Here is a 23,814-nt window from a genome sequence, read left to right on the forward strand (position 1 = left end):
GAAGCGGGCTACAATCGGCTCGACGGCAAGGAGGAAAATGGTACTAATGCGGCTCCAATCATAGGATATGAAAACACTTCCGATGGTGCGGGGGCCCCACCCGATGCGCCTGAAGGGTACGAATATGTTCCTCGGGATATCTGTACCGCAGAGTATCCTAACGGTTTTTGGGAGCTGCAGGAAGAGACTCTGGATTCGGATGCGGAGCCTGGATACCCCCAGATTCCAGGTGAGTCGACTCTTGCCAACAGTGGAGTGGACGGAGCTGCCTCGACCCTCAATCAGAGCCAGGAGGTGACGGAGTATGGCAATCACGCCAAACCCCATGTTCCAAGCACCGCGGAAAATCTAATTTCTGATGCAGGTCGGATAGCTAAGCTCGTTGGCATTGCAGCGGCTGGGTACAATATTGTGACAGCTGATAATCCTGCAGAACAGGCATCCAAGGAAGCAGGTGGAGCTATTGGAGGGACTGCTGGTGCAGCGATTTTGGGAACAGTTGGAGCAGCGGGAGGTCCCGTCGGTGCGGCTCTGCTTGGCGGCGCTGGAGCTGTCGTGGGTGACTGGGCTGGACAGCACGTGGGAGGATGGGTTCACGGGATTTTCTCGTGAAGATGGAATCCCATGATTCTCGGCATTATATTGTTTTCCTTAGCACTATTGATTTCTATCATCGCGTCCAGTGGACTTGACGGCTTTGGGTTTTGGACCGGATTATTGTGGAACGCGTGTGCCATTCTTGGAACGGCTGCGATAGTGTCAATCCGTCCTGAAGTCGACGAATATGTTCAATTAATTGTTATCCTCCTATCCCTGTCTGTAATATGTTTTCTGGCGAACTACAGGATGCATGGATCTTGGCATAGATTTATCGTTGACTGGTGTACGGTGCCGATGTATGTCACTATTCTTACACTGAAGATACTTGGCATAATGGTCGGGGGTGACACCAAAAAAGGACTTAGGCATTGGGAGACTTGTTTGTTTGAAATTGTAACTTACAAGCCAAAAGTCTCAAAGTCCGCAGCCCGATGGGGTATCCATCCGTTGAAGGAACGGAAACAAAATAAGGATCAAAATGAATGAAACTGAGAACGCGTACCCGTGCTCAACTATCAATTTATTAAGCGAGGCTGTCGGACCCGTCGAAATGATGCCCGTAGTGAGTTTCAATAAGTATTTGAGCGCTCTGAAGGTGCCGGATGCGTGGGTGCGAGTAGATTATTCGGAGAGTCCTGACGGCTGCGCATTGTACTCGAATTTGAAGACTATTTCATCTGTGGATGGGCCAATTGCTGATACGATCGTAGTCTCGGGTTTTAAGTTTTCGGGGTCAGTATCGAGACGAATGTTGATATCCGCCGCGCGGTCGGAGTCGAATGCCGTAGGATTTCGTTTTAACGGGCCATCGGAATCCTCTGAGTGGTGTCATATGAAAGGTAACTATGATGCTCATGGGATTCGTCATGCTTCCGAAAGTGCATATCGATCAGTAGGGGATAGCTCAGTCTTGCAAGTGACTCTCACGTTGGTATCTTCTCAAGCGATCGATCAGGGAATTATGGATTGGTGTCTCAATATATAAGAGTGAAGCTTCTCAGTGTGGGGCTGTTGTTTCATGTTCTTTGAAATCGAGGACTACGTCGAGAATTCGGCAGGGAAGAATGATTTCAGAGTTGGCCCGGGTGAAGGAGGCGCCCATCTTCCTTGCATCTGTGTAGTCTGGGTCGGTGAACCAGGCAGTTCGTGCATCTTTGAAGTCAATATCGATCAACCGGGAATGACGATTATGATCAGCCTATGGGAAGACACGATATGTCGACAACTACCACAGTCGTCATTTGTCCTAGCGCGGGATCAGAGGGTAGTTCTGAAGTGCGCTACGAACATACTGGCTCTTCCGGATCGGGAGTGCGTAGCGGGGATGAAGCAAGGCGGATGAGGGACCACAACATGTAGGGGGTTGGGGCCGGGAACGTAGAAGGACCCTGCAGTGACAGGATGAAGGTGTCTAATCAACAACCTCGTCAACCACAGGATCCATGCCCAACCCTACCGTCACCTCCGCTTCTGCCCCGAACCTCGTCGCCGACACCATCTGCCGCACAGCCGAGTTGGGCCTGTCGATCGACAACGCCGCCGACGCCGGCGAGGTCACCCACCTGTTCTGCCACCCCACCGCCATCGACGCTGCATGCCCTGGTTGCCACGAGGTCGGGACACTGCGCGATCACGTCGAACGACGGCTGACCGACCTCCCGATCGTTGGACATCCGTGTGTGCTGCACGTGAGTGTGCCGCGTTACGCCTGCGACAACCCACGCTGCCAGGGCAGCATCTTCCGGGCTGGACTTCCCCGAGCTGCTGGTCGCAAGCAGTCGGTGACCCGGCGGGTGACCCGGTGGATCCTGCAACGCATGGCCATCGACAATATGAGTGTCAAAGCCTGCGCCCGCGCGTTGGGTATCGGCTGGGACAAGACCAATGATCTTGCCGTTGCCGCATGTCGGCACCTGGCCTACGGGGACCCGAACCGTCTCAAACACGTCCGGGTCCTCGGGGTGGACGAACACAAGTGGAAGCACGTCCGCGGTGACGGCTCCCCGGGATTCGTCACCGTGATCTGTGACCTCACCGGGGTCGTGAACGGTACCGGCCCGGCACGCCTGTTGGACATGGTGCCGGGCAGGTCAGCTGACGCGTTGGGCGACTGGCTGGCCGATCGGGACCAGAACTTCCGCGACACCGTCAAGATCACCACGATGGACGGGTTCACCGGCTACGCCACCGCCGCCGAGAAGCACCTCGCCCACGCGCGGACGGTGATGGACCCGTTCCACGTGGTCCACCTGGCAGCGGGCAAGCTCGATGACTGCCGACGGCGGGTGCAGAACGATACGCTGGGCCACCGGGGCAGGAAAGGCGATCCGCTGTACGGCATTCGCCGCACGATGCTGACCCGGATCTCCCTGGTGACCCCGAAACGCGGTGAGCGACTCGATGAGGTGCTCACCGCTGATGAGCATGTGGCGGTCCAGGTCACGTGGCGCTACTACCAGGAGATGATCGCCGCCTACGGTGAGGACCAGCCTCGTGAAGGAAAGAAGCGGATGTTCAAGGTGATGAAAGCACTGGACAAGAAAGTGCCCGATGAGCTCAAGGAGCTGCGCAGTCTGGGCCGGACGTTGAACAAGCGCAGGAAGGACATCCTGGCGTTCTTCGACACCCGGGCATCCAACGGTCCTGTCGAGGCCTTAAATGGCAGGCTCGAGCACCTGCGGGGCATCGCGTTGGGGTTCCGGAACAAGGCCAACTACATCTTGCGGTCACTGATCCACTCGGGTGGACTCCGGGGCGCAATCAACGCACTCTGAAACCGGAAGAGCCAACATACTGTGCACGATTGGGACTGGTATTATTTTGGCGCTCATGAGGAGGTTGATCAGGCAGAATATGCCCCGAAAAATACTTATGAGGCTTCATTGATGGGGATCGCTAAGCCTTTTGAGGTTTCCGGCGAAGGAAATGTAATTTCGGAGGCGGTCCGACTGTGAGAACCAAATTTCTCCCGAGGTCAGATAGGTCCGACTGTGTTATATATGGAATTGCGACAGCAATCCCATTCTATATAGTATTCCATATACTCCTAAGAGGGGTGATAGGCCAGTTCGTATCCTATGACGCTGTTGTAGTTTATCGTCTCTGCGGAGTGATGACGCTACCCGGGATCGGAATCATAGCCTACTCGTTTGCGGAAGTCATAATACTAGCAGTGGTCTACGTTGTATTGTTTTTATATTTCAAGCCGAAAATGGAATTCGTCGTCAAGTCATCCGGATTTTCCGGAACCATCTTTTTGATTTCTGTTCCTTGGTCGTTATATAGCTACACTATGGCGATTTCGGAAATTGTCAAATAGAAGTACCCAGCGTTATTCGTAGCGCGCCTATATATGGTGGCGCTGACTCTTGTGAGCTCTGGGTGGGCACTGTCTCCGGCGCCGTTCGACGGAACGATGCTTTCGGACAATATTTAGGACTGAATCGAAATACGCGGACCTTCGGTGTAGGAAGTTCCCCAGCCTGCTCCGAGATGCTGCTCGACGAAGTCGGAGCCCCTAATTCTAGTGGCTTCAGGGCTACTGCCCTGGCGCGCGAATTCCGATGACGGTGAAATCACCGCTCGTCCCGATTAGATTGGTGAATCCACCGTCGGCGTCACTGAGCCGACTCTTCCCGCTGGTCGGTGCCCGAGCCACCACAGCCGACGGGTGGGTGTGGATCGGCGGGGACGGGGCCTCGAAGCGGACCGTCGCATACTTCGAGACGGGCTAACAGATCGGTTGCGGCGTCGATATCGGCGGCGGTACGTCGGCGCAGGGCCGGTTTCACCCAAGGGGTGCAAAGCCCGACGATGTGGGCAGCACCGGTGGTCCGAGTGCGCATGTCGAGCTGCCGGACATCGCAGGCAAGGGTTATTAGTCAGCAGGCTAGACTCTTTGACTGACGGTATAGAGGAACGTTTCCAGAAGCTCAGGGATCTGCAATGGTGGTATATATTATATTGCTTCTTATGATTACTGCGACACTTTTGTCGGGCTTGAGGATGAGCCTATATCCTCGTCCGCGTTCGGAGTATAGAAAAGCGGTGGCGCACGGATCGACGATTTCTATCAGCGCCTTAATCCTGATTGTGGAATCGTCGGCGCCATTGCTACCGGGGATTTGTCGTTGGCCGTATTCGGTGTGGCGGCGTCAATAATTCAATATTGGCTCGTGCGTTGGCGCGAAGAGAGCCTCATCGCACTGCCAAAACTGAAGAAGGTGGTGGTCGACATTCGAGTATATGTACGAACCTGGAGGGATGGTCGGAAAAGGCTGGCAGAATTTTGTTTCGGTCGAGGGTGGAAATTGCCGGACGATTACCCTGAGTCCGCCAGAGAACTGTTCAGTGTACTAGATCATGAGCAATAATCGATGTATAGCATAGTTGGATGTTTGGATCCGTGGTGTCCATCCTTTTGGGGTTGCTTTTAGTGGCTCTTCCGGATGAAGAGTGCGTAGCAGGTGTGCAGCAGGCCGGATGGGCCACCACAACATGTAGGGGCTGGGGCCGGGAACGTAGAAGGACCCTGCAGTGACAGGATGAAGGTGTCTTAAGCATCCATCCAACCGCTCCAGGATCCATGTCTCACCCTACCGTTACCCCTGGTCCCGCCCCGAACCTCGTCGCCGACACGATCTGCCGGACTGCCGAGCTGGGCCTGTCGATCGACAACGCCGCCGACGCCGGAAACGTCACCCACCTGTACTGCCACCCAGTGACCTTCGACCTCAACTGCCCGGGCTGCGGGTATGCCTGCCGGGTCCGTGACCATGTCGAACGCCGGCTTACGGACCTGCCTATCGTCGGCCACCCCAGCCTCCTGCACGTCCGTGTACCCCGGCTGGCCTGCGGCAACGACGATTGTCCTGTCACCGTCTTCCGGGCGTCGATCCCACAGGCCGCTGAGGATCGACAGTCTGTGACCCACCGGGTGACCCGCTGGATCCTCCAGCGCATGGCCATCGACGGCATGAGCGTGAAAGCCTGCGCCCGGGCATTGGGGATCGGCTGGGACAAGACCAACCAGCTGGCCCTGACAGCCTGCCGGCACCTGTCCTACGGAGATCCCACCCGACTGGACCGGGTCCGGATCCTCGGCGTGGACGAGCACAAATGGAAGCACGTCCGCGGCGACGGGTCCCCCGGCTTCGTCACCGTCATCGTGGACCTGACCCCACTGGTCGACGGGGTAGGCTCGGCCCGGCTCCTGGACATGGTGCCCGGCCGCAGTGCCGACGCCTTCGGCGACTGGCTCGATGCCCGCGGCAGCACGTTCCGCCACCGGATCCGGGTCGTGACCATGGACGGGTTCACCGGCTACGCGAAAGCCGCGACCCAGCATCTGAGTCAGGCCAGGCAGGTCATGGACCCGTTCCACGTCGTCCATCTGGCCATCGACAAGCTCACCGCATGCCGACAAAGGGTCCAGAATGAGACGACAGGTCACCGCGGGCGGTCGGGGGATCCGTTGTACGGGATCCGGCGCATCCTGCTGACCCGCAAGTCACTGGTGACCCCGACCAACGCGGCGAAGCTCGATGAGGTGCTCACCAGCGAGGCACACCTTCCGGTGCAGATGACGTGGCATTTCTACCAGGAGATTCTTGCGGCATACCAAGCGGACCGGCCCCGCGACGGGAAGCTGCGGATGTTCAAGGTCATCAAGGCGCTACACGTGAAGATCCCCAACGACCTGCGGGAACTGCGGGTGCTGGGCCAGACGCTGTGGCGGCGACGAGCCGACATCCTCGCCTACTTCGACACCGGTGCGTCCAACGGGCCGGTGGAGAACATCAACGGCAAGCTGGAGCACCTGCGCGGTATCGCCCTGGGGTTCAGGAACAAGGCCAACTACATCTTGAGGTCACTGATCCACTCGGGCGGACTCCGGGGTGCAATCAACGCACTCTGAAACCGGAAGAGCCCTTTTAGTCAGCCAGAGAGGGATTCCCGGTCATCGCGGTGGCTGGTGGAGTCTACAAAACCCTGTGGTTACAACATGATATGGAGGCTGTTGTTCGAATGCGGTTATTTGTACTGCTAGTGGCGGCTCCTGCGGTTCGGGTGATGGCGGGTGTTACAGGAGGGGTAGTTGCTGGCGCGGCAATCAGTCAACGGGTTCCAGGAGGGTTCTTATGACCCATAGTGATTTTAAGTTTGGAAAAAGCATCGGTACTTACATACTGATATTTGGTGGGCAAGGCATCAGTATCGTTCTGATGATTGTTCTTATCGCCCATGGGTCTCTTAGTGGGGACATCTCCTCGCTTGTCGTCGCTGTTGTCCTGTGTGCTTTCACTCTGATGTGGGTCATGACGTATCTGTGCAACAGAAGGTCTAAGAGCGGTGGACCGGCGGATATAATTAATGGAGAATATAGGCTATCTCTGGTTGATCGTCTCGCATCCTACCCCTCATTCATTTCATTCTTCGTGGTTGTCGTGTTCGTTGGGTGGAAAATGCTCGGCGCTGCGGACGGGGTCATGTCGTGGCGTAGAAAGTCGACAACGGTACTTGTTGTGGGCTGCATCGGAATCGTCGTGTATATCGCCGAAGCGCTGAGGCCCTGGAAGATCAGAGTGACAGATGATGAAGTGGTTCTCTTGAGATACGGTACGGTGTCCCGTATCACCCGCGTTTCGCTGTTACATTCGCGTGGAACATCACTGCAGGGAGTGATTGTCGACGGGGAGATGGTGGCAGGGAAAGGTGCTGCCGGTGCTCCGGCTCGGTGTGTGGTGGACTTCCCGCTCCGCGGTTGGAAAGCGGTTGACGCAACCACCGCTCATACCCAGGTATGACCGGCCAGCGCCACAGACCACCACACAATCAGCCCGTGGACCGATGAACGCCGGCCGGCCGGCGACGACCATGTAGTCCATGATCACCGTCACCGACCTGCACAAGAGGTACGGCAGGAAAGAAGCCGTCACCGACCTCTCCTTCACCGTCCCCGATGCCACCGTCACCGGCTTCCTCGGCCCCAACGGCTCCGGCAAATCCACCACGATGCGCTGCATCCTCGGCCTCGACCGACCCAGCTCCGGCACCGTCACCGTCGACGGCAGCGACTTCACCGCCCTGCCCGACAAGTCCTCCGTCGCCGGCGCCCTGCTCGACGCCGGCTGGTTCAGCCCCGCCCGCAGCGGACGGTCCCACCTGCGCGTCCTCGCCCGCGGCGCCGGCATTCCCGACCGCCGGGTCGAGGAGTGCCTCGCGATCGTCGGGCTCACCGAGGCGGCGTCCAAGAAAGTGGGCGGCTACTCGCTCGGCATGAAGCAGCGCCTCGGCCTCGCCGGCGCCCTGCTCGGCGATCCGAAGCACCTCATCCTCGACGAACCCGTCAACGGCCTCGACCCGGAGGGCGTCAGCTGGATGCGTCACACCATCCGCACGCTGGCGGCCCAGGGCCGTGCCGTCCTCGTCTCCTCCCACCTGCTGTCGGAGATGCAGCTCACCGCCGACCGCCTCGTCGTCATCGGCCGCGGTCGGATGATCGGCGAGTACACCATGGACGAGTTCCTCGCCGGCGGCAGCCACGTCCTGGTCGAAACCCCCTCACCGCAGTTCAGCGAATCATTGGGCACCCGGCTGCGCGACGCCGGTTTCGCCGCCGCCTTTGGGACCGGGGGCGGGGACCGTCCGTCCGCCGACCTCACCGTCGAGATCCCCGACGGCGGCACCGACGCCGAGGTCCGCCGGGCCGTCGCCGAGATCGCCCTGGCGGCGTCCGTCCCGGTCACCGGGCTGCGCGCCGAGACCGCCGACCTGGAATCCAGGTTCCTCGCCGCCACCGCGGACGCCCAGGAGTACCGCACCGAAACCGCCACCGCCGGAAGGAACTGACCGTCATGTCCACCCCGTCCACCCTGTCCACGCAGTCTACCCTGACCACATTCATCCGCGCCGTCCACGCCGAGACGACGAAACTGTTCAGCGTCCGCGCCTCCGCCGTGTACGCCGTCCTGCTCACCGGCTCCCTGTTCGGCCCGGTCACCCTCATCGGCATCTTCGGCAAACACGGCACCGACATGGACTGGTCCACCATCCTGTTCGGCCTGCAGATCTTCCAGCTCATCGCCGTGATCTTCGCCGCCGCCACCACCGCCGGCGACATCCGCAACCACCTGCACGCCCAGGCATTCCTCACCCAGGCACGCCGCTGGCAGTGGGTCGCCGCGAAAATACTCGTCACCACGGTCTTCATCGCCGTCACCTTCGTGGTCGGCACCGTCCTGGCCGTCGGCGTCGGCGCAGCCCTCGGCGGCACCCTGGCCCTCGGCACGGCTACGCACCTGCCGGTCGTCGGGCTGGTGACCTCGGTCCTGTTCGCCGCGATGACCGTCGGCCTGGCCTGCATCATCCGCTCCCAGGTGGCCGCGGTCGCCGTGCCGGTGGCGTGGCTGCTCGTCATCGACGGGATGCTCGGCATGGCCGCCGAACACATCGACATCTTCCGCCCGCTCGCCGCCGTCGCCCCCGGGCAGCGGATGAACCAGCTCATGTCCGGGGAGGACCCGCTGGGCCTCGGCCTGGGCACCGCCGCCTGCTACCTGGTGATCGTCGCCTGGTTCGTCGTCCTCAGCGCCGTCGGCCTGTGGCGCAACCACCGCGCCGACGTCCGCTGAGCCACCCGGTAGCCTGGCGGCATGGACATCCCGCTCGGACAGACCGGCCGCACCCTGCACCTCCCCGACGACTGGGAGATGCTCAACACCCTCCCGGAGGACGCCCCGGGCACCGTCGCGGTGGGCTACCAGCTCGCCGGGAGCAACGCGGTGGTGACGATCGCGCCACTGACCTCCCAGATGATGCCGGTGGACCGGGACGAGGTCGTCGCCGGCATCCGCCCGAGCCTGCGGGAGTTCCACGCCGGACTCGTCGAGGCGGACGCGGGGGAGACCCCCGCCGGGGACGTCATCGTCTACACCATCGTCAAGACCCTCCCGCCGGACGAGGGGGACGGCTCCGGGACCGGCGCCGGGATGCAGTACAACCTCACCCTGCACCTGGCGGTGGACAACGGCGAGTACCTCGAACCCTGGCAGATCCAGGGCTTCTTCACCGAGACCGGCGTCACCGGGCTGCGGGACGCCGCGGTGATGGACCTCAAGCGCCGCGAGGGAGCCATCGAGATCACCGACGGGGGACTCGTCGGCTGGTTCGTCGACCCCTACGACCCGTCCCTGACCCCGGCCGACGGCTACCTGCTGGCGAACCTCTCGGAGGACCGGGAGTACGACGCCCGCTTCGCCGAGCATCCGCTGTCGCAGGCGCGTGACCTGGTCACCGCCGTCATCGGCATCGACTGAGGCCGGCTCAGTCTGCGACCGTGCCGCGTTCCACCTCGGCGAGATGGGCCAGCCGGGCCGCGGCACCGTCGGTGCTGACGACCACCGATCCGCCGACGAACAGCGGGAGCAGCCGGTCGACGAGACCGTCGGTGTCCGACCAGGCGGGGGAGACCGCACGCACGGCGTCCTGCCCGAACCGTGCCGCCGCCCGGGCCTGCAGGTCCGCACCGGTGAGCGCGGCACCCGAGGCGTCCCGCAGCAGCACCTCGCCGGCCCCGGACTCCGGGCCGGCGTAGCGGTCGCCCTGCACCCGCAGCTCCGGCGACAGGTCGGTCACCCCGAACGGCACCTCGCCGCCGGATTCCGCCACCCCCCGGCCGAACGGGTCGGTGGACAGGGCGAGCACCTCACCGGTGAAGTCGGGGTGCGCGTCCGGATCCGTGGTGACCAGCGCCGCGGCGTCCCCGAACGCGGGGGAGGCCGGTGAACACACCGCCACTCCGGCCCGCCAGCAGCCGAGCACCAGCGCGGCGGGCAGCCAGTCGGCCGGCGCATCCACCGCGACCGTGTCCCCGGGCATCAGCCCCAGCTCCCCGGCGACGAGATTGCCGCCCTTCGCCGCCCAGTTCGCCGCCGTCGCCGCCGACAGTTCCATCCGCCCGCGGTCGGTGTACGTCGTGATGCGGGGGGACGCCGGGTCCGCCGCGAGAAAGGGCGCCATGAGATCCATGGCGGCCAGACTACCCGGCGACCTCCGCCGGATTCCCGAGCACCGGGCCGAGGAGCACCAGCGCGGCGAACACCACCACAGCCACCAGAGTGACCGCGGTGACCACCGTCGCCCACCTGCGCGCCAGTGTCGACGAGCCCCGCAGGAACAGCCACGACACGACCGCGCCGACCAGGGCGCCGGCGGTGTTGCACAGCACGTCAGTGACATCGCTGCGCCCCAGCAGGAAGATGTACTGCGTCACCTCGATGAGCACACTGGCCGCCGCGGCCACGCCCACGGTCAGCCACAGCCGGCGGGTGAGATTCATCAGCAGCAGTCCGACCGGCACGAAGAAGGCGACATTGCCGAGGATGTCGAAGGCGGCGCCGAAGGTCGTCGACGAATCGTGGATGATCCCGAACGGCACGAGCCGCAGCTCGCGGGTGCGCTGGTTCTCCGGCTTCCACAGCAGCCCGATCGAGTAGAAGGACTTCAGGCACGTCAGCGCCACCACCACGCCGACGTAGCCGACGAGTGCGGTCCAGGTCCACCGCGTCCGGCCGGGTGCGGGCCGGCGGCGCCCGACCGTGCCGGGGATCGTGCGCGGGACACGTGGGGCAGGCATGCCGGTGAGTGTAGACATGGCTGACAGCCTAGGTGCGGGGGATGCCCGGGGGATGGGGGTGAGCTGGCAGCGGCCTGGCATCCGCCGGTCCGGCTAGCGTGGGGGCATGGACAGCTCCACCGTCTACACCGTCGACCAGATCCGCCAGGCCGAGACACCGCTGCTGGATGCCGAGACCCGCACCGATGAACTCATGCAGTCCGCCGCCGCCGGGGTCTCCGCCGCCGCCCGGATGATGCTGACCCGCACCCCGGTGAACCCCCGGGCGACGCGCATCCTGCTCGCCGTCGGTGGCGGCGGCAACGGCGGGGACGCCCTCTACGCCGGCCGGGACCTGCTCGCCGAGGGGTGGTCGGTGGACGCCGTGCTGCTGGGCCGCGACCGGACCACCGGGGAGGTACGGGCACAGCAGACCGCGCTGGACGCCTTCACCGGGGCCGGGGGACAGGTGGTCGACTTTGACGACCTGTGGGCCGACCGGCCCGCCCCGTACCGGCTGCTCATCGACGGGATCCTCGGCATGGGCGGGGCCGGCGGGGTGTGGCCGGAGGCGGCGGTGGTGCTGGACATGGCCGACCGCTGGATGGTCCCGCTGCTGTCGGTCGACGTGCCCTCCGGCATCGACGCGGACACCGGTGCCACCCCCGACCCGGTGGAGGCGACCGACCCGCTGGTGGGAGCCGCCATGCCGTTCCCGTCCCATGCCGTCGCCGACGTCACCGTCACCTTCGGCGGCTGGCGGCGGGCCCATGCGGTCAGCGCCTGGTGCGGGCAGGTGTTGCTCGCCGACCCCGCCCTGGACTCCGGGGACTCGATCGGTGACCGGCTCGCGGAGATCGACCGGTGGTCGTCGCGGGGGCCGGGCGTCCACGTCGGCTTCTCGCTGGCGGTCATCCCTGCCCCGGACGCCCGGCACGTGCGCGGGGGTCTCGACCACGGCGGCCGGTGGGACCCCGCCATCCCGGTGGAGTCCGGCCTGGTCGAACCCGACCTGCACGCCGCGCAGCTGGAGGGACCCACCGAGCCCGGCCCCGACGACGACAAGTACACCGGCGGGGTGGTGGGGATCTGTGCGGGTTCCTCGACCTATCCGGGGGCCGGGGTGCTGGCCACCACCGGTGCGGTCCGGACGACGAGTGCGATGGTGCGCTACGTCGGCGGTGGCGCCCCCGAGGTGCTGCGCGCGACCCCGGAGGTCATCTGGTCGCCGACGGTCGCCGAGACCGGCCGGGTGCAGGCCTGGGCCGTCGGACCGGGGCGGGGGACCGGGGAGCTCGCCGCCGCCGAACTCGCCACGCTGCTGGACCGGCCCGAGCCGCTGCTCATCGACGCCGACGCCCTGACCCTGCTCGCCGAGCGGGCAGAACTGCGGGACAAACTCATCGCCCGGTCACCGGGGGAGCAGGGGGCACAGCGTGATGACCGGGTGACCCTGCTGACCCCGCACGCCGGGGAGTTCCGGCGGTTGGCCGCTGCGGTGGACGCCGGCATCCCCGACCCGGACGAGGACCGGATCGCCGCGACGGTGGCCCTGGCTGAGGCGCTGCACTGTGCGGTGCTGCTCAAGGGCCGGCACACCGTCGTGGTGGACCGGGCGCGGGCCGGACGGGACGGTGACAACCCCTCGACCCGGGTGATCTGCGTGGATGCGGGGACCTCCTGGGGTGCGACGCCGGGCTCTGGTGACGTGCTCTCCGGGATCACGGGTGCGCTGCTGGCCGAACACGCCGCACGGTACCCGCGGGTGGCCTTCCCGGCGGCGCGGGCCGTGGCACTGCACTCGCTGGCCGCGGCGGTCGCCGCGGAGACCCCCGACGGTTATGCGCCGACCTCGGCGTCCCGTATCGCGGATGCCGTGCCGCGGGCCTGGGCGCGCAGCGGCCCCGCCACCACCCGGCGCAGCACCGCGTCCTGAACCGGGGGGCCTGGCACCAGCGGCCTCCGTCCGCCGGTCAGTTGACGCACATGAGTCCGTCGCCGCCGGCGTCGATCGGGTCCTTGTTCTCCTCGGTGCTGGTGTCCCCCATGGTGCCCGGGGTGCCGACGGAGCCGCTGCTGCTGCCGGACCCGGATCCGCTGCTGCTGCCGGACCCGGAGCTGTCGCTGCTGCCGGACGTGGAGCTGTCGAGCGTGCGGGTGTCGTCCGCGGTCGCACCGGGGCCGGAGTAGTCGTTGGCGAGGGTCACGCTGACGGTGCCGGGGGCGAGGCTGCTGTCCTGGACGACCTCCAGGCCACCGAGCCGCTTCGCCAGGTCCCGGGCCGCCGGGTCGCTGGTGTCTGCGACGTTGACCTGGCTCTCGGAGACCCCCGACTCGTCGTGGTTGCCGACCTCGCCCATGGCGAAGCCCCGGTCGGAAACGAGGTCGCCGACGCGGGAGGCCAGACCGTCGACACTGCCGCCGTTGAAGATGTTGACCGTGGTCTCGGCCGGGTCGTAGTCCGGGATGTTGTCGTCCGCAGACTCCGAGGATCCGGAAGAGCCCGAGGAGTCGGAGCTGTCGGAGGAGTCGCCGTCCTCGCCGAGCAGATCCTCGAAGAACTTGTGCACCTGCTCGGGGTCGACGGTGACCACGGACTGTTCGCCGTCGTCGCTGGTGCCGTCGATGCTGGTGACCGGGATGGTCTGGAAGGTGACATTGCCGCCGGAGAGATTCTGCATCTGGGTGGCCAGGTTCATGATGTCCCAGCCGGAGTCGATCGTCACCGAACTCTCGATTGCTTTATTGAGTCTGTCGAGCATTCCGTGGTCTGTGAGGGTCTTCGAGCTCAGGATCTTGTTCGACAGGCTCGCCAGGTAGGCCTGCTGCCGGGTGATGCGGTCGAGGTCACCACGGGGGAGATCGTGGCGCTGCCGGACGAAGCTCAGGGCGTCCTGGCCATCGAGGGTCTGCCGGCCCGCCGGGAAGTTCGCACCGGACAGCGGCTCGTCGACCGGGTTGTTGAGGCAGACGTCCACGCCGCCGACGGCGTCAGTCAGCATCTGGAACCCCAGGAGACCGACTTCGGCATAGTGGTCAACGGTGATGCCGGTGAGGTTGCCGACGGAGTGGATGAGGGCCTCTCGGCCGGCCTGGGTGGACTTCTCGTCGATGGACTTCTCGTCAGGCTCCCTGCCCTCGGCGGCGGCCTCCTGCTCGAGTTCGTCCTTCTTCATGAACTTCGTTCCGCCGTAGACACCGTTGAGCTTGGTGTTGCCCAGCTCGTCGCCACCGTCGACGTAACTGTCGCGCGGCAGGGAGACTGCGGTGGCGGAGGAGCCGTCATTGGGGATCCGGATGAGGATCATCGTGTCGGTGCTGGTGGTGTCCGCCTCACCGGCACGCAGCATGTCGATCTGCTCCTGGGACAGCGGGTTGCCCTTGGCGTCGGTCCGCGAGTCAATACCGACGAGGAGGATATCGGTGGCGCCGTCCTTTTGGTCGCCGAGGTTGAGACCCCCGGCCTGGTTGATGTTGCTGTCGAGCCGGCCGATGGCGGAATAGGCGTAGCCGCCGGTCACGAGCAGGAGGACCGCGACGATCGCGAGGACGACCTTGACCGGGGTGGGGCCGAGCTGGCGGTGGACGAGGGCGGCACCGTCCCCGGCGACGGTGCGGGGGGTGCGGGTGCCCGGGGTGCGACTGTCCGACGCGGAGGAACTGTTCCGGGAGCGCCGGTCGCCCCGGGGCGTGCCCGCGCCCCGCTGATCGTGGGGGTCGCCGGAATCACGGGAGCGCCTGGAGTGGCGGCCTCCGGTGGAGTCGCTCATCGTTCACCTTTCGGTTCTGGGCACGGGTCGGGGCAGACTTTACTAGCTGACGGGGCGAACGCCACGGCCGCGGCCGTATCATTCACCTGTGAGAATCATCGCAACTGGCGCGACCGGTCAGGTCGGGCGGGAACTTGTGGCCCTCGGCGCCGAGCCACTGACCCGCCGCGAACTCGACCTCACCGGGGGTAGCAGAGACACCGTCATGACCGCGGCCCGCCGGCTCTTCGACGGGGCGGACGCCGTCATCCACACCGCGGCCTTCACCGCCGTCGACGCGGCCGAGGACCCGTCGAACGCGGCCGAGGTCACCGCGGTCAACGCCGTCGCCCCCGGCCTGCTGGCCCGGGCCGCCCGGGAGGTCGGGGCCCGGTTCCTCCACGTCTCCACCGACTATGTCTTCTCCGGCCGGCCCGCCGGGGACCGGCCGTGGCGGGTCGATGACCCGGTGCGTCCGGTGAATGTCTACGGGGCGACGAAGGAGCAGGGTGAGCGGGGTGTGCTCGACGCCGGCGGGACGGTGGTGCGCACGTCCTGGGTGTGGTCGGGTCCCGCGGCACCGGGCAAGGATTTCGTCACGACGATGGCCGAGCTCGCCGGGCGCGGGGTGGATCCGCAGGTCGTGGACGACCAGACGGGGCGTCCCACCTACGCACCGGATCTCGCCGCGGGACTGTGGGATCTTGTACGGCGTCCGGACGCCGCCACGCCGGGCATCCTCAACTACACGAACTCCGGGGAGCCGGTGACCTGGTGCGGCCTCGCCCGCGCCGTGTTCGCGGGACTGGGCCACGATCCGGAGCGGGTGCGGCCCTGCACGACGGCGGAGTACCCGACACCGGCGCCGCGTCCGGAATGGTCGGTGCTCGACCTCGCCCCGTGGACGGCGGCGGTGGGCCGACCGCCGGAGTGGCGGGACGCGCTGGCCCGTGGTTTACGGTGGTAGCCGTGAATGACAGCGCAGCGCCGATCGGCATCGTGACCGTGACCTACTCCCCGGGGGAGTACCTCACCCGGTTCCTGGACTCCGTCCCGGGGGCCACCGACCGGGGGGCGGTGGTCGTGATGGCGGACAACGGGTCGACCGACGGCGCCCCGGAGGCCGCGGAGGCGAAGTACAGCTTCGCCGAGCTGCTGCACACCGGCGGAAACATCGGCTACGGGGCGGGCATGGACCGGGGGATCGACACACTGCGGGCGCGCCGGGCCGCCGGGGAGATCGACGACGAGTTCGTCGTCATCGTCAACCCGGACGTCGTCTTCCACCCCGGGGCTGTCGACGAACTCATCGCGGCGGCGGAACGCCACCCGCGCGCCGGGGCGGTCGGCCCGCTGATCCACGAGGTCGACGGGTCGGTGTACCCGTCGGCACGGGCGGTGCCGACCCTGGTCTCCGGTATCGGGCATGCCCTGCTGGGCAAGGTGTGGAAGGACAACCCGTTCAGCCGCCGGTACCGCGACGACGCGGACATGACCCGGGAACGGACCTCCGGGTGGTTGTCGGGCTCCTGCCAGCTGCTGCGCTGGGACGCCTTTGACGCGATCGGCGGCTTCGACGAGCGGTACTTCATGTACATGGAGGACATGGACCTGGGGGACCGGCTGGCCCGTTCGGGCCGGGAGAACATCTTCACCCCGGCGGCGGAGATCACCCACGCCCAGGGGCATTCGGCTTCGGCCCACCCGGAGATCACGGTGCCGGCGCACCACGAGAGTGCCTACCGGTTCCAGGCGGACCGGCTGGACGCCCGGTGGCAGGCTCCGGTGCGGTGGGTGCTGTGGGCGGGGCTGAAGGTCCGGTGTGCGGTCGCGCTGTGGTCGGCACAGCGGGCGCTGAGAACAGGGCAGGCAGAGCGCAACTAGGGCGCAACTGGGGCGCACCGCCGGTGCCCCCGGCCGTGGCGGTGCACGACGGCGTCCGGTGGGCGCGGTACCCTGCGACGGGTGACCGACAACCGTAGGTCCGTCCGACTGCCCCTCACCCATCCTGACAGGGAAGGAATTTTCCAGGCCATGACTGACACCCCCGCGTCCGATCTCGCCGCCGGGACCGACGCCGTCATTCTCGTCGGCGGTAAGGGTACCCGGCTGCGTCCGCTGACGAACTCGATCCCGAAGCCGATGCTCCCGGTGGCCGGCTACCCGTTCCTGTCCCACCTGCTCGCCCGCATCCGGGCGGCGGGGATGACCCATGTGGTGCTGGGGACGTCGTTCAAGGCGGAGGTCTTCGAGGAGTACTTCGGCGACGGCGCCGATTTCGGTCTGGAGATCGAGTACGTCGTCGAGGATGAACCGCTGGGCACCGGCGGCGGTATCCGGAATGTCCTGCCGCGGCTGCGCCACGACCGTGCGATGGTGTTCAACGGTGACATCCTCGGCGGCACCGATCTGCAGGCTGTGCTGGACACCCACGCCCGCAATGAGGCGGATGTGACGCTGCACCTGCTGCGGGTCCCCGACCCGCGGGCCTTCGGCTGCGTGCCCACGGACAGTGACGGCCGGGTGACCGCGTTTCTGGAGAAGACGGAGGATCCGCCGACGGACCAGATCAACGCGGGATGCTACGTCTTCCAGCGTGAGGTGATCGAGACGATCCCGGCGGGCAAGTCGGTCTCGGTCGAGCGCGAGGTGTTCCCGGAGCTGCTCGCCCGGGGCGCGCGCGTGTTCGGGCATGTGGACCAGGCGTACTGGCGTGACCTGGGGACGCCCGGTGACTTCGTGCGCGGTTCCTCGGACCTGGTCCGGGGGATCGCACCGTCCCCGCTGCTCGACGGCCGGCACGGCGAGTCCCTCGTCGACGGTTCCGCCGCGGTCGCCGGCGGTGCGCTGCTCCTCGGCGGCACCGTGGTGGGGCGTGGCTCCGAGGTCGGTGGCGGCGTCCGTATCGACAGTTCGGTCGTCTTCGAGGGCGTGGAGATCGAGGCGGGTGCGATCATCGAGAACAGTGTGATCGCCGCGGGTGCCCGTATCGGGGCCCGGGCGCACCTCTCCGGTGCCGTCATCGGTGAGGGTGCCGTCATCGGCGCCCGGTGCGAACTGGTCGACGGGGCGCGGGTGTGGCCCGGCATCGTCATCCCGGACGGCGGGGTGCGGTTCTCTCCCGACGTGTGACGGGACTCCCCGAGGGGCGCCGGGGGACGCCGGGGACACCGGGGGACGCCGGACAGGGGGGGGGTGGGGGGCTTTCAGATCGGGGGCGGACCACATTTTTTCAATATCTTGTGGTTTTCCGCCCCACGCAGGGTAATTTCACCCAGATGTTGTGCCGGGCGGGGGTGGCGTGTGGACATGTCGTGTCCGAGCTGCTCCACGTCTGGAGCACGACTGTGTTTCCTGTGACGGATGTGACGGAAGTGGCAGTAGGTCGAGGGCGGTGTGGTTGACGGGGGAGAACTACCCGTGTGTAATCTCATAAGAAACAGCCCGACGACCAACGGAAAGGGGAGTGGCGTGGACAAGCCGACCGATGCTTTTCCCGGTCCGGTCTCTGACGGGTCGTCCGCTGAGGATGTGATCCGGAACGGCCGGCTCGTTGTCGGGAACACCGATCCGGACGCGCTGGCACCCCACTCGGACCTCACCAGCGACTTCGACGTCCTCTTCGAGGCGGTCGAGCAGGACTGGCAGGAGCAGGCGCTGTGCGCCCAGACCGATCCGGAGGCGTTCTTCCCGGAGAAGGGCGGATCGACCCGGGAGGCGAAGCGGATCTGCCGCGCATGCGGGGTCCGCGACGAGTGCCTCGAGTACGCACTCGAACATGATGAGCGGTTCGGGATCTGGGGCGGACTGTCCGAGCGCGAGCGTCGCCGCCTCAAGAAGCGGCTGGGGTAGCCGCCGGGACCGGACGTCAGTCCCAGAAGTCCCAGTCGAGACGGGGGTCGACCCGGTCCGGGGTGATGTTCAGGTAGGTCGACACCAGCCGGGCGAAGATGAACCGCAGCCACTGCTCGGTCTCCTCCGGGGTCTCCGCACGCTGCTCGACCGGACGGCGGAAGACGATGAGGCGGGGGCGGGTCGGGGTACCTTCCTCGTCGACACCTGCGGGAACCAGCCGTCCCAGCGGCACCGGACCGTCCGCGGCGACTTCGTCGGACCACCGGGGGGCGGAGACCTCCAGCCGCATGCGGGGGACCGTGTCCACGGCGATGTCGAGGCCGTCGAGCTCGTCGCCGAACCGGTCGAGGACGTCCGCGTAGACGTCCAGGACAGCGCTGTCGAACTTCTCCGACCGGGTCTGCTGCCGGGGCAGCCGGGGCATGAGTACACCCCGCAGGCCGCGTCCCCTGGTGTCGCGCTGGATCGACCGTGCCGACCTGTCGTGACCGAAGCTCCCGGTGTGTCCGTCCATGCCGGTCATTCTATCCCGGGGACACGGCACGGCCGGGTCACGACAGGCGCGGGCGGCGATCCACTAGAGTAGGGCGGGTGACCGACTTCCGACTGTGTTCAAGACCCGGCTGTGGACGTCCGGCGGTGGCGACCCTGCGTTACAACTACGGTGCCAGGGTGGCGACGGTGGGCTCCCTCGATGCTCAGAGTGACCCGCACAGCTGGGACCTGTGTTCCCGGCACCTCGGCCGGCTCTCCGTCCCCGAAGGATGGACGCTCGACCACGTCGACGGCGGTGTCAGCGAGGACTTCTCCGACGAGGAGATGCAGGTCCTCGCCGAGGCACTCGCCGCGGATGACGGTGACGGGCAGGCCGACGGACCGGGTCAACCGGGCCGGCCGGGCCGGACAGACACAACCGGACCGCGGAAGACCCCGGACCCCGTCGCATCGACGAGGGTGGTCCGCACCGCGGACCTGGAACAGCCGAGCGGACGCCACCCCTCCCGGCGCAACCTGCCGCGGCACACGCCGCCGCGTCACCTGCACGCCGTGCGCGACCTGCAGGAATGACCCGGTACATTCCTCACCCCACCCGATGTGAGTCACCCCGACCGTAAAGGAGCACCAGATCATGACTTCCAGCGAGACGCCCCGGAAACCCCGGACCCGCGAGTCACTCGCCTCCGTCGTCAAGGCCTACGACGTCCGAGGCGTCGTCGGTGACGGCATCGACGCGGACCTCGTCCGCGACGCCGGGGCGGCCTTCGCCCACCTCATGCGGGGTGAAGGGGCGTCCGCGGTGGTCATCGGCCACGACATGCGGCCGAGCTCCCCGGACCTCGCGGCGGCGTTCGCCGAGGGGGTGCGTTCGCAGGGACTGGACAGCACCACGCTCGGGCTGACCTCCACCGACGAGCTGTACTTCGCCTCGGGCTCGCTCGACTGCCCCGGTGCGATGTTCACCGCCTCGCACAACCCGGCGAAGTACAACGGCATCAAGATGTGCCGTTCCGGCGCACGCCCGGTGGGGCAGGAGACCGGGCTGGCGGAGATCGTCGACATGCTCGTCGACGGCGTCCCCGCCTATGACGGGGCCGAGGGGAGCGCCTCGGAGAAGGACGTCCTCGACGACTACGCGACCTACCTGAAGAAGCTCGTGCCGCTGGACATCCGGCCGCTGACCGTGACCGTCGACGCGGGCAACGGGATGGGCGGCCTCAGCGCCCCGGCCGTGCTCGGCACCGAGCCGGCGCTCACGGTCGACCCGCTCTACTTCGAGCTCGACGGCACCTTCCCGAACCACGAGGCCAACCCGCTGGACCCGAAGAACCTCGTCGACCTGCAGAAGTACACCGTCGAGAAGAAGGCCGACATCGGCATCGCCTTCGACGGCGACGCCGACCGGTGCTTCATCGTCGACGAGCTCGGCGAAGCCGTGAGCCCCTCGGCGATCTGCGGCATCATCGCCGAGCGCTATCTCGACCAGAACCCGGGCGCGACGATCATCCACAACCTCATCACCTCCAAGGCGGTGCCGGAGCTCATCCGCGAGAAGGGCGGCACGCCGGTCCGGACCCGGGTCGGCCACTCCTTCATCAAGGCGAGGATGGCCGAGGAGCACGCCGTGTTCGGTGGGGAGCACTCCGCCCACTACTACTTCTCGGACTTCTTCAACGCCGACTCCGGCATGCTCGCCGCGCTGCACGTGCTGGCGACCCTCGGTGGCCAGGACCTGCCGCTGTCGGAGCTCAAGAAGGCGTACTCGCGCTACGAGGCCTCCGGGGAGATCAACTCCGAGGTCGCCGACCAGGCGGACCGTACCCGCGCCGTCGTCGAGGCCTTCGCCGCGGAGACCGAGTCCACCGATGACCTCGACGGTGTGACCGTCGAACTGTCCGACGGGTCGTGGTTCAACGTCCGAGCCTCCAACACCGAGCCGCTGCTGCGCCTCAACGTCGAGGCGAAGACCCACGAGCGGGTGCAGGAGATCGTCGACAAGGCCCTCGCGGTCATCCGTGGATGACGGAGGACCGACTGTGACTGTAGCGACCGTGCACCGGGTGGAAGGGACTGTCCGTACCTACGCCTGGGGATCCCGCACCGCCCTGGCGGAGCTGACCGGACGACCACTGCCGACCGACCATCCCGAAGCGGAGATGTGGTTCGGCGCCCACCCCGCCGCCGCATGCCGGCTCGACGGCACGGACGGGTCCCTGGCGGACGCCATCGCGGCCGATCCCGACGGCCAGCTGGGTCCGCACCGCGACGGCGACCGGCTGCCGTTCCTGCTGAAGTTGCTCGCCGCGGACCAGGCACTGAGCCTCCAGGCCCATCCGACGAAGGAACAGGCGGAGGAGGGCTTCGACCGGGAGAACCGGGAGGGCGTCCCGCTGACCGCCTCGAACCGCAACTACAAGGACGACAACCACAAGCCCGAGCTGCTTGTCGCGCTCACCCGGTTCGAGGCGCTCACCGGATTCCGGCCGCTGGAGCGGTCCCGCCGGCTCCTGGCGGTGCTCGATGTGCCGGAGCTGGCCCGCACCACCGCCGTCCTCGGCGGTGCCGATGCCGATGAAGACCTGCGTGCGCTGGTCACCACCTGGATCACTCTCCCGGAGAGCGCGAAGGCTCCGCTGGTCGATGCGGTGGCGGCGGCCTGCCGTGGTCTGCCCGCGCGTGCCGGGGCGGGGGACACGGCCGTCGAGGAATGGATGCTCGGCGCCGCGGAGGTGGCTGCCGGCCTGGCCGCACAGTATCCCGGCGATTCCGGGGTGCTGATCTCACTGCTGCTCAACCATGTCGTGCTGGAGCCGGGGGAGGCGGTGTTCCTCTCCGCCGGACAGCTGCACGCCTACCTGCACGGTACCGGTGTGGAGATCATGGCGAACTCGGACAACGTCCTGCGCGGGGGACTGACCACGAAGCACGTGGACGTCCCCGAGCTCATGCGGGTCGTGGACTTCAGCCAGTTGGCGGATCCGGTACGGCACGCGGACGCCACCGGCTTCTACGAGGTCCCGGTGCGGGACTTCACCCTGCGCCGCTGTGAGGAGGGCCGCGCCGTCGAGGTCAGCGGTCCGGCAGTCGTGCTGGCCACCCGGACGGGTGTGGAACTCGCCGGCGACGGGGTGGACGGCGGCGTCCCCGAAATCCTGCGGCCGGGACAGGCGGCGTGGGTTCCGGCGGCGTGTCCTCCGGTGTCGGTCACGGCGCTCGGTCAGGGGTTCATCGCGACGGCGGGATGACGCCGGGCGTGACAGACATGACCGGCGTGACCGGTTCGACCTGCACGGCCGACTGACCGGGGCAGATCCGTCCCGGGGGATCAGCGCGCGGTGGTGGTGTCCGTGGTGCCGCCGGTCGTTGCCGCGCGGCTGCTCTGGCCGGGGAGCGGCCCGGTCCGGTGGCCCTGTGCCGCGGTGTCCGGTGCCCCCGTCGCCTCTGACGGCTCAGACGGCTCCGCCGGCTCCGATGGTTCGGCGGCGATGCCGGGTCGGGCGGGGCTGTCCGGGTTGTCGGGCTTGACGGGGTTGACGGGCTTGTCGGGCCGGGCAGATTCCGCCGGGGAGCTCGTTCCGCTGCCCGGGAGATCGGGCAGGTCCGGCAGGTCGGAGATGCCGGGCAGATCCGGGATCCCGATACCGTCGGAGGTGGGCGGCGTCGTCAGAGTGGTGGTTGTCGTCGGGCTGTCCGCGGTGTCCGACGGAGCCGGTGCATTCGCCGTGAGGGGACCGGGTGCCGTCTGTTCCGGTGATCCCGGGTTCACGTAGTGGCCGCCGTCCCAGGAGTTCGGCGGGAGGAAGGGGTCATCGGTGAGTGGTGCGTAACCGGTTGTCGGGACAGACTGGGGTGACGGATCCTGCCAGGGACGGTCCGCTCCCGGGGTGCCCTGGTTCTGGGGGCGGCCCTGGTCCTGCGACGGGCGGGAGGGGCGCGAGGTGGCCTCGCTGACCGTGGAGGTCACGTTGTGGCCGTTGGCGGCCTCGTTGACGTCCTGGTGTGACGGCTGCTTGTCGGGGCCGGCGGACTGCCAGGCGACGAGACCGACTCCGGCGGCGATGACGAGGCCGACGGCGGCGAAGGCACCGACGAGCCGGTTGCCGCGCTGCGCTGCGCGGCGTTCGTCGGCGATGAGGGACTGGTGGTGTGCGGTGGTGCCCTCGTCGGCACCCCGTCCGGGCGTGGTGGACCCGTTGTCGGCGGGCGGCTCGGGGGTGATGTCGTAGTTCATGGTCGCCCTCCTTCCTGGCTTCCGGTGATCACCGAGTATCACGAAATGGTCACGAAATTGCTTCTACCGTAGCACGGCATAAGTCCTAGATAAACCCCTTTCCGTGATCGCGTCGTGACCAGTTTGTGACCTAAATTAGTGGCCCGCTACCGTATGGCGCACAGCACATTCCGCCCGGGCCGGGGGTCGACCGGCCGTCGGTACCTTCCGGACCCGACCCCGGCACGCCGTCTATTCTGGGGCGCAAGCGGCGGTGAGGGACCGCC

Annotated in this window: 19 protein-coding genes; 14 read left to right on the plus strand and 5 right to left on the minus strand. The window is 66.4% G+C overall.

Features of this window, described 5'->3' with window-relative positions:
- The first annotated feature begins 2,042 nt into the window (after window positions 1–2,042).
- From FSW06_RS13660 to FSW06_RS13685, 6 genes are all read left to right on the plus strand, one after another.
- Complete coding sequence (locus tag FSW06_RS13660) at window positions 2,043–3,374, plus strand: ISL3 family transposase (RefSeq protein WP_029450384.1); 1,332 nt, start codon at window positions 2,043–2,045, stop codon at window positions 3,372–3,374.
- A 1,811-nt stretch (window positions 3,375–5,185) separates the two neighbouring features.
- The gene (locus FSW06_RS13665) at window positions 5,186–6,517 is read left to right on the plus strand and encodes an ISL3 family transposase (protein ID WP_146881353.1); all 1,332 of its coding nucleotides are present in this window, start codon (window positions 5,186–5,188) and stop codon (window positions 6,515–6,517) included.
- 223 nt (window positions 6,518–6,740) lie between these two features.
- The gene (locus FSW06_RS13670) at window positions 6,741–7,406 is read left to right on the plus strand and encodes a hypothetical protein (RefSeq protein ID WP_139024415.1); all 666 of its coding nucleotides are present in this window, start codon (window positions 6,741–6,743) and stop codon (window positions 7,404–7,406) included.
- Window positions 7,407–7,485: 79 nt separating this feature from the next.
- Window positions 7,486–8,451 carry an ABC transporter ATP-binding protein gene (locus tag FSW06_RS13675; RefSeq protein WP_010119708.1) on the plus strand — a complete coding sequence of 322 codons (966 nt, stop codon included), beginning with the start codon at window positions 7,486–7,488 and terminating at the stop codon, window positions 8,449–8,451.
- 5 nt (window positions 8,452–8,456) lie between these two features.
- Window positions 8,457–9,233: an ABC transporter permease subunit gene (locus FSW06_RS13680; RefSeq protein WP_010119707.1), complete on the plus strand. Its 777-nt coding sequence runs from the start codon at window positions 8,457–8,459 to the stop codon at window positions 9,231–9,233.
- 21 nt (window positions 9,234–9,254) lie between these two features.
- The gene (locus tag FSW06_RS13685) at window positions 9,255–9,917 is read left to right on the plus strand and encodes a hypothetical protein (RefSeq protein WP_010119706.1); all 663 of its coding nucleotides are present in this window, start codon (window positions 9,255–9,257) and stop codon (window positions 9,915–9,917) included.
- A gap of 7 nt (window positions 9,918–9,924) precedes the next feature.
- Here FSW06_RS13685 and FSW06_RS13690 read toward each other — a convergent pair whose 3' ends face one another.
- Both FSW06_RS13690 and FSW06_RS13695 read right to left on the minus strand, forming a co-directional pair.
- Entirely contained in the window at window positions 9,925–10,629 is a 705-nt protein-coding gene (locus FSW06_RS13690) for a TIGR03089 family protein (protein WP_010119705.1), read from the minus strand.
- A 10-nt stretch (window positions 10,630–10,639) separates the two neighbouring features.
- Complete coding sequence (locus tag FSW06_RS13695) at window positions 10,640–11,236, minus strand: VanZ family protein (protein ID WP_139024414.1); 597 nt, start codon at window positions 11,234–11,236, stop codon at window positions 10,640–10,642.
- Window positions 11,237–11,342: 106 nt separating this feature from the next.
- Between FSW06_RS13695 and FSW06_RS13700 the strand changes: the two genes are divergently transcribed.
- Window positions 11,343–13,151 carry a bifunctional ADP-dependent NAD(P)H-hydrate dehydratase/NAD(P)H-hydrate epimerase gene (locus FSW06_RS13700; protein ID WP_010119703.1) on the plus strand — a complete coding sequence of 603 codons (1,809 nt, stop codon included), beginning with the start codon at window positions 11,343–11,345 and terminating at the stop codon, window positions 13,149–13,151.
- Between the two features lie 37 nt (window positions 13,152–13,188).
- Here the strand turns inward: FSW06_RS13700 and FSW06_RS13705 are convergent, their stop codons facing one another.
- On the minus strand, window positions 13,189–14,985 hold the full coding sequence (locus FSW06_RS13705) for an LCP family protein (RefSeq protein WP_010119702.1): 1,797 nt from the start codon (window positions 14,983–14,985) through the stop codon (window positions 13,189–13,191).
- Window positions 14,986–15,073: 88 nt separating this feature from the next.
- On the opposite strand from FSW06_RS13705, the gene rfbD reads away from it, so the two are divergent.
- From rfbD to FSW06_RS13725, 4 genes are all read left to right on the plus strand, one after another.
- On the plus strand, window positions 15,074–15,931 hold the full coding sequence (gene rfbD / locus FSW06_RS13710) for a dTDP-4-dehydrorhamnose reductase (protein ID WP_238525937.1): 858 nt from the start codon (window positions 15,074–15,076) through the stop codon (window positions 15,929–15,931).
- Window positions 15,932–15,933: 2 nt separating this feature from the next.
- Window positions 15,934–16,848 (plus strand): glycosyltransferase family 2 protein, encoded by a 915-nt coding sequence (locus tag FSW06_RS13715; RefSeq protein WP_010119700.1) that lies wholly within the window; start codon window positions 15,934–15,936, stop codon window positions 16,846–16,848.
- Window positions 16,849–16,998: 150 nt separating this feature from the next.
- Window positions 16,999–18,096 (plus strand): mannose-1-phosphate guanylyltransferase, encoded by a 1,098-nt coding sequence (gene manB, locus FSW06_RS13720; RefSeq protein ID WP_010119699.1) that lies wholly within the window; start codon window positions 16,999–17,001, stop codon window positions 18,094–18,096.
- 399 nt (window positions 18,097–18,495) lie between these two features.
- Entirely contained in the window at window positions 18,496–18,816 is a 321-nt protein-coding gene (locus FSW06_RS13725; RefSeq protein WP_416372534.1) for a WhiB family transcriptional regulator, read from the plus strand.
- 16 nt (window positions 18,817–18,832) lie between these two features.
- Here FSW06_RS13725 and FSW06_RS13730 read toward each other — a convergent pair whose 3' ends face one another.
- Window positions 18,833–19,342: a metallopeptidase family protein gene (locus FSW06_RS13730; protein ID WP_010119697.1), complete on the minus strand. Its 510-nt coding sequence runs from the start codon at window positions 19,340–19,342 to the stop codon at window positions 18,833–18,835.
- Window positions 19,343–19,458: 116 nt separating this feature from the next.
- Between FSW06_RS13730 and FSW06_RS13735 the strand changes: the two genes are divergently transcribed.
- From FSW06_RS13735 to manA, 3 genes are all read left to right on the plus strand, one after another.
- Complete coding sequence (locus FSW06_RS13735; protein WP_010119696.1) at window positions 19,459–19,887, plus strand: DUF3499 family protein; 429 nt, start codon at window positions 19,459–19,461, stop codon at window positions 19,885–19,887.
- Window positions 19,888–19,948: 61 nt separating this feature from the next.
- Complete coding sequence (locus tag FSW06_RS13740) at window positions 19,949–21,340, plus strand: phosphomannomutase/phosphoglucomutase (RefSeq protein ID WP_010119695.1); 1,392 nt, start codon at window positions 19,949–19,951, stop codon at window positions 21,338–21,340.
- 28 nt (window positions 21,341–21,368) lie between these two features.
- Entirely contained in the window at window positions 21,369–22,562 is a 1,194-nt protein-coding gene (gene manA / locus FSW06_RS13745; protein ID WP_010119694.1) for a mannose-6-phosphate isomerase, class I, read from the plus strand.
- Between the two features lie 80 nt (window positions 22,563–22,642).
- On the opposite strand, the gene FSW06_RS13750 is transcribed toward manA, so the two are convergent.
- Window positions 22,643–23,548: a hypothetical protein gene (locus tag FSW06_RS13750; RefSeq protein ID WP_010119693.1), complete on the minus strand. Its 906-nt coding sequence runs from the start codon at window positions 23,546–23,548 to the stop codon at window positions 22,643–22,645.
- Window positions 23,549–23,814 lie beyond the last annotated feature (266 nt).

It is taken from the genome of Corynebacterium nuruki S6-4, assembly GCF_007970465.1.
Lineage (GTDB): Bacteria > Actinomycetota > Actinomycetes > Mycobacteriales > Mycobacteriaceae > Corynebacterium > Corynebacterium nuruki.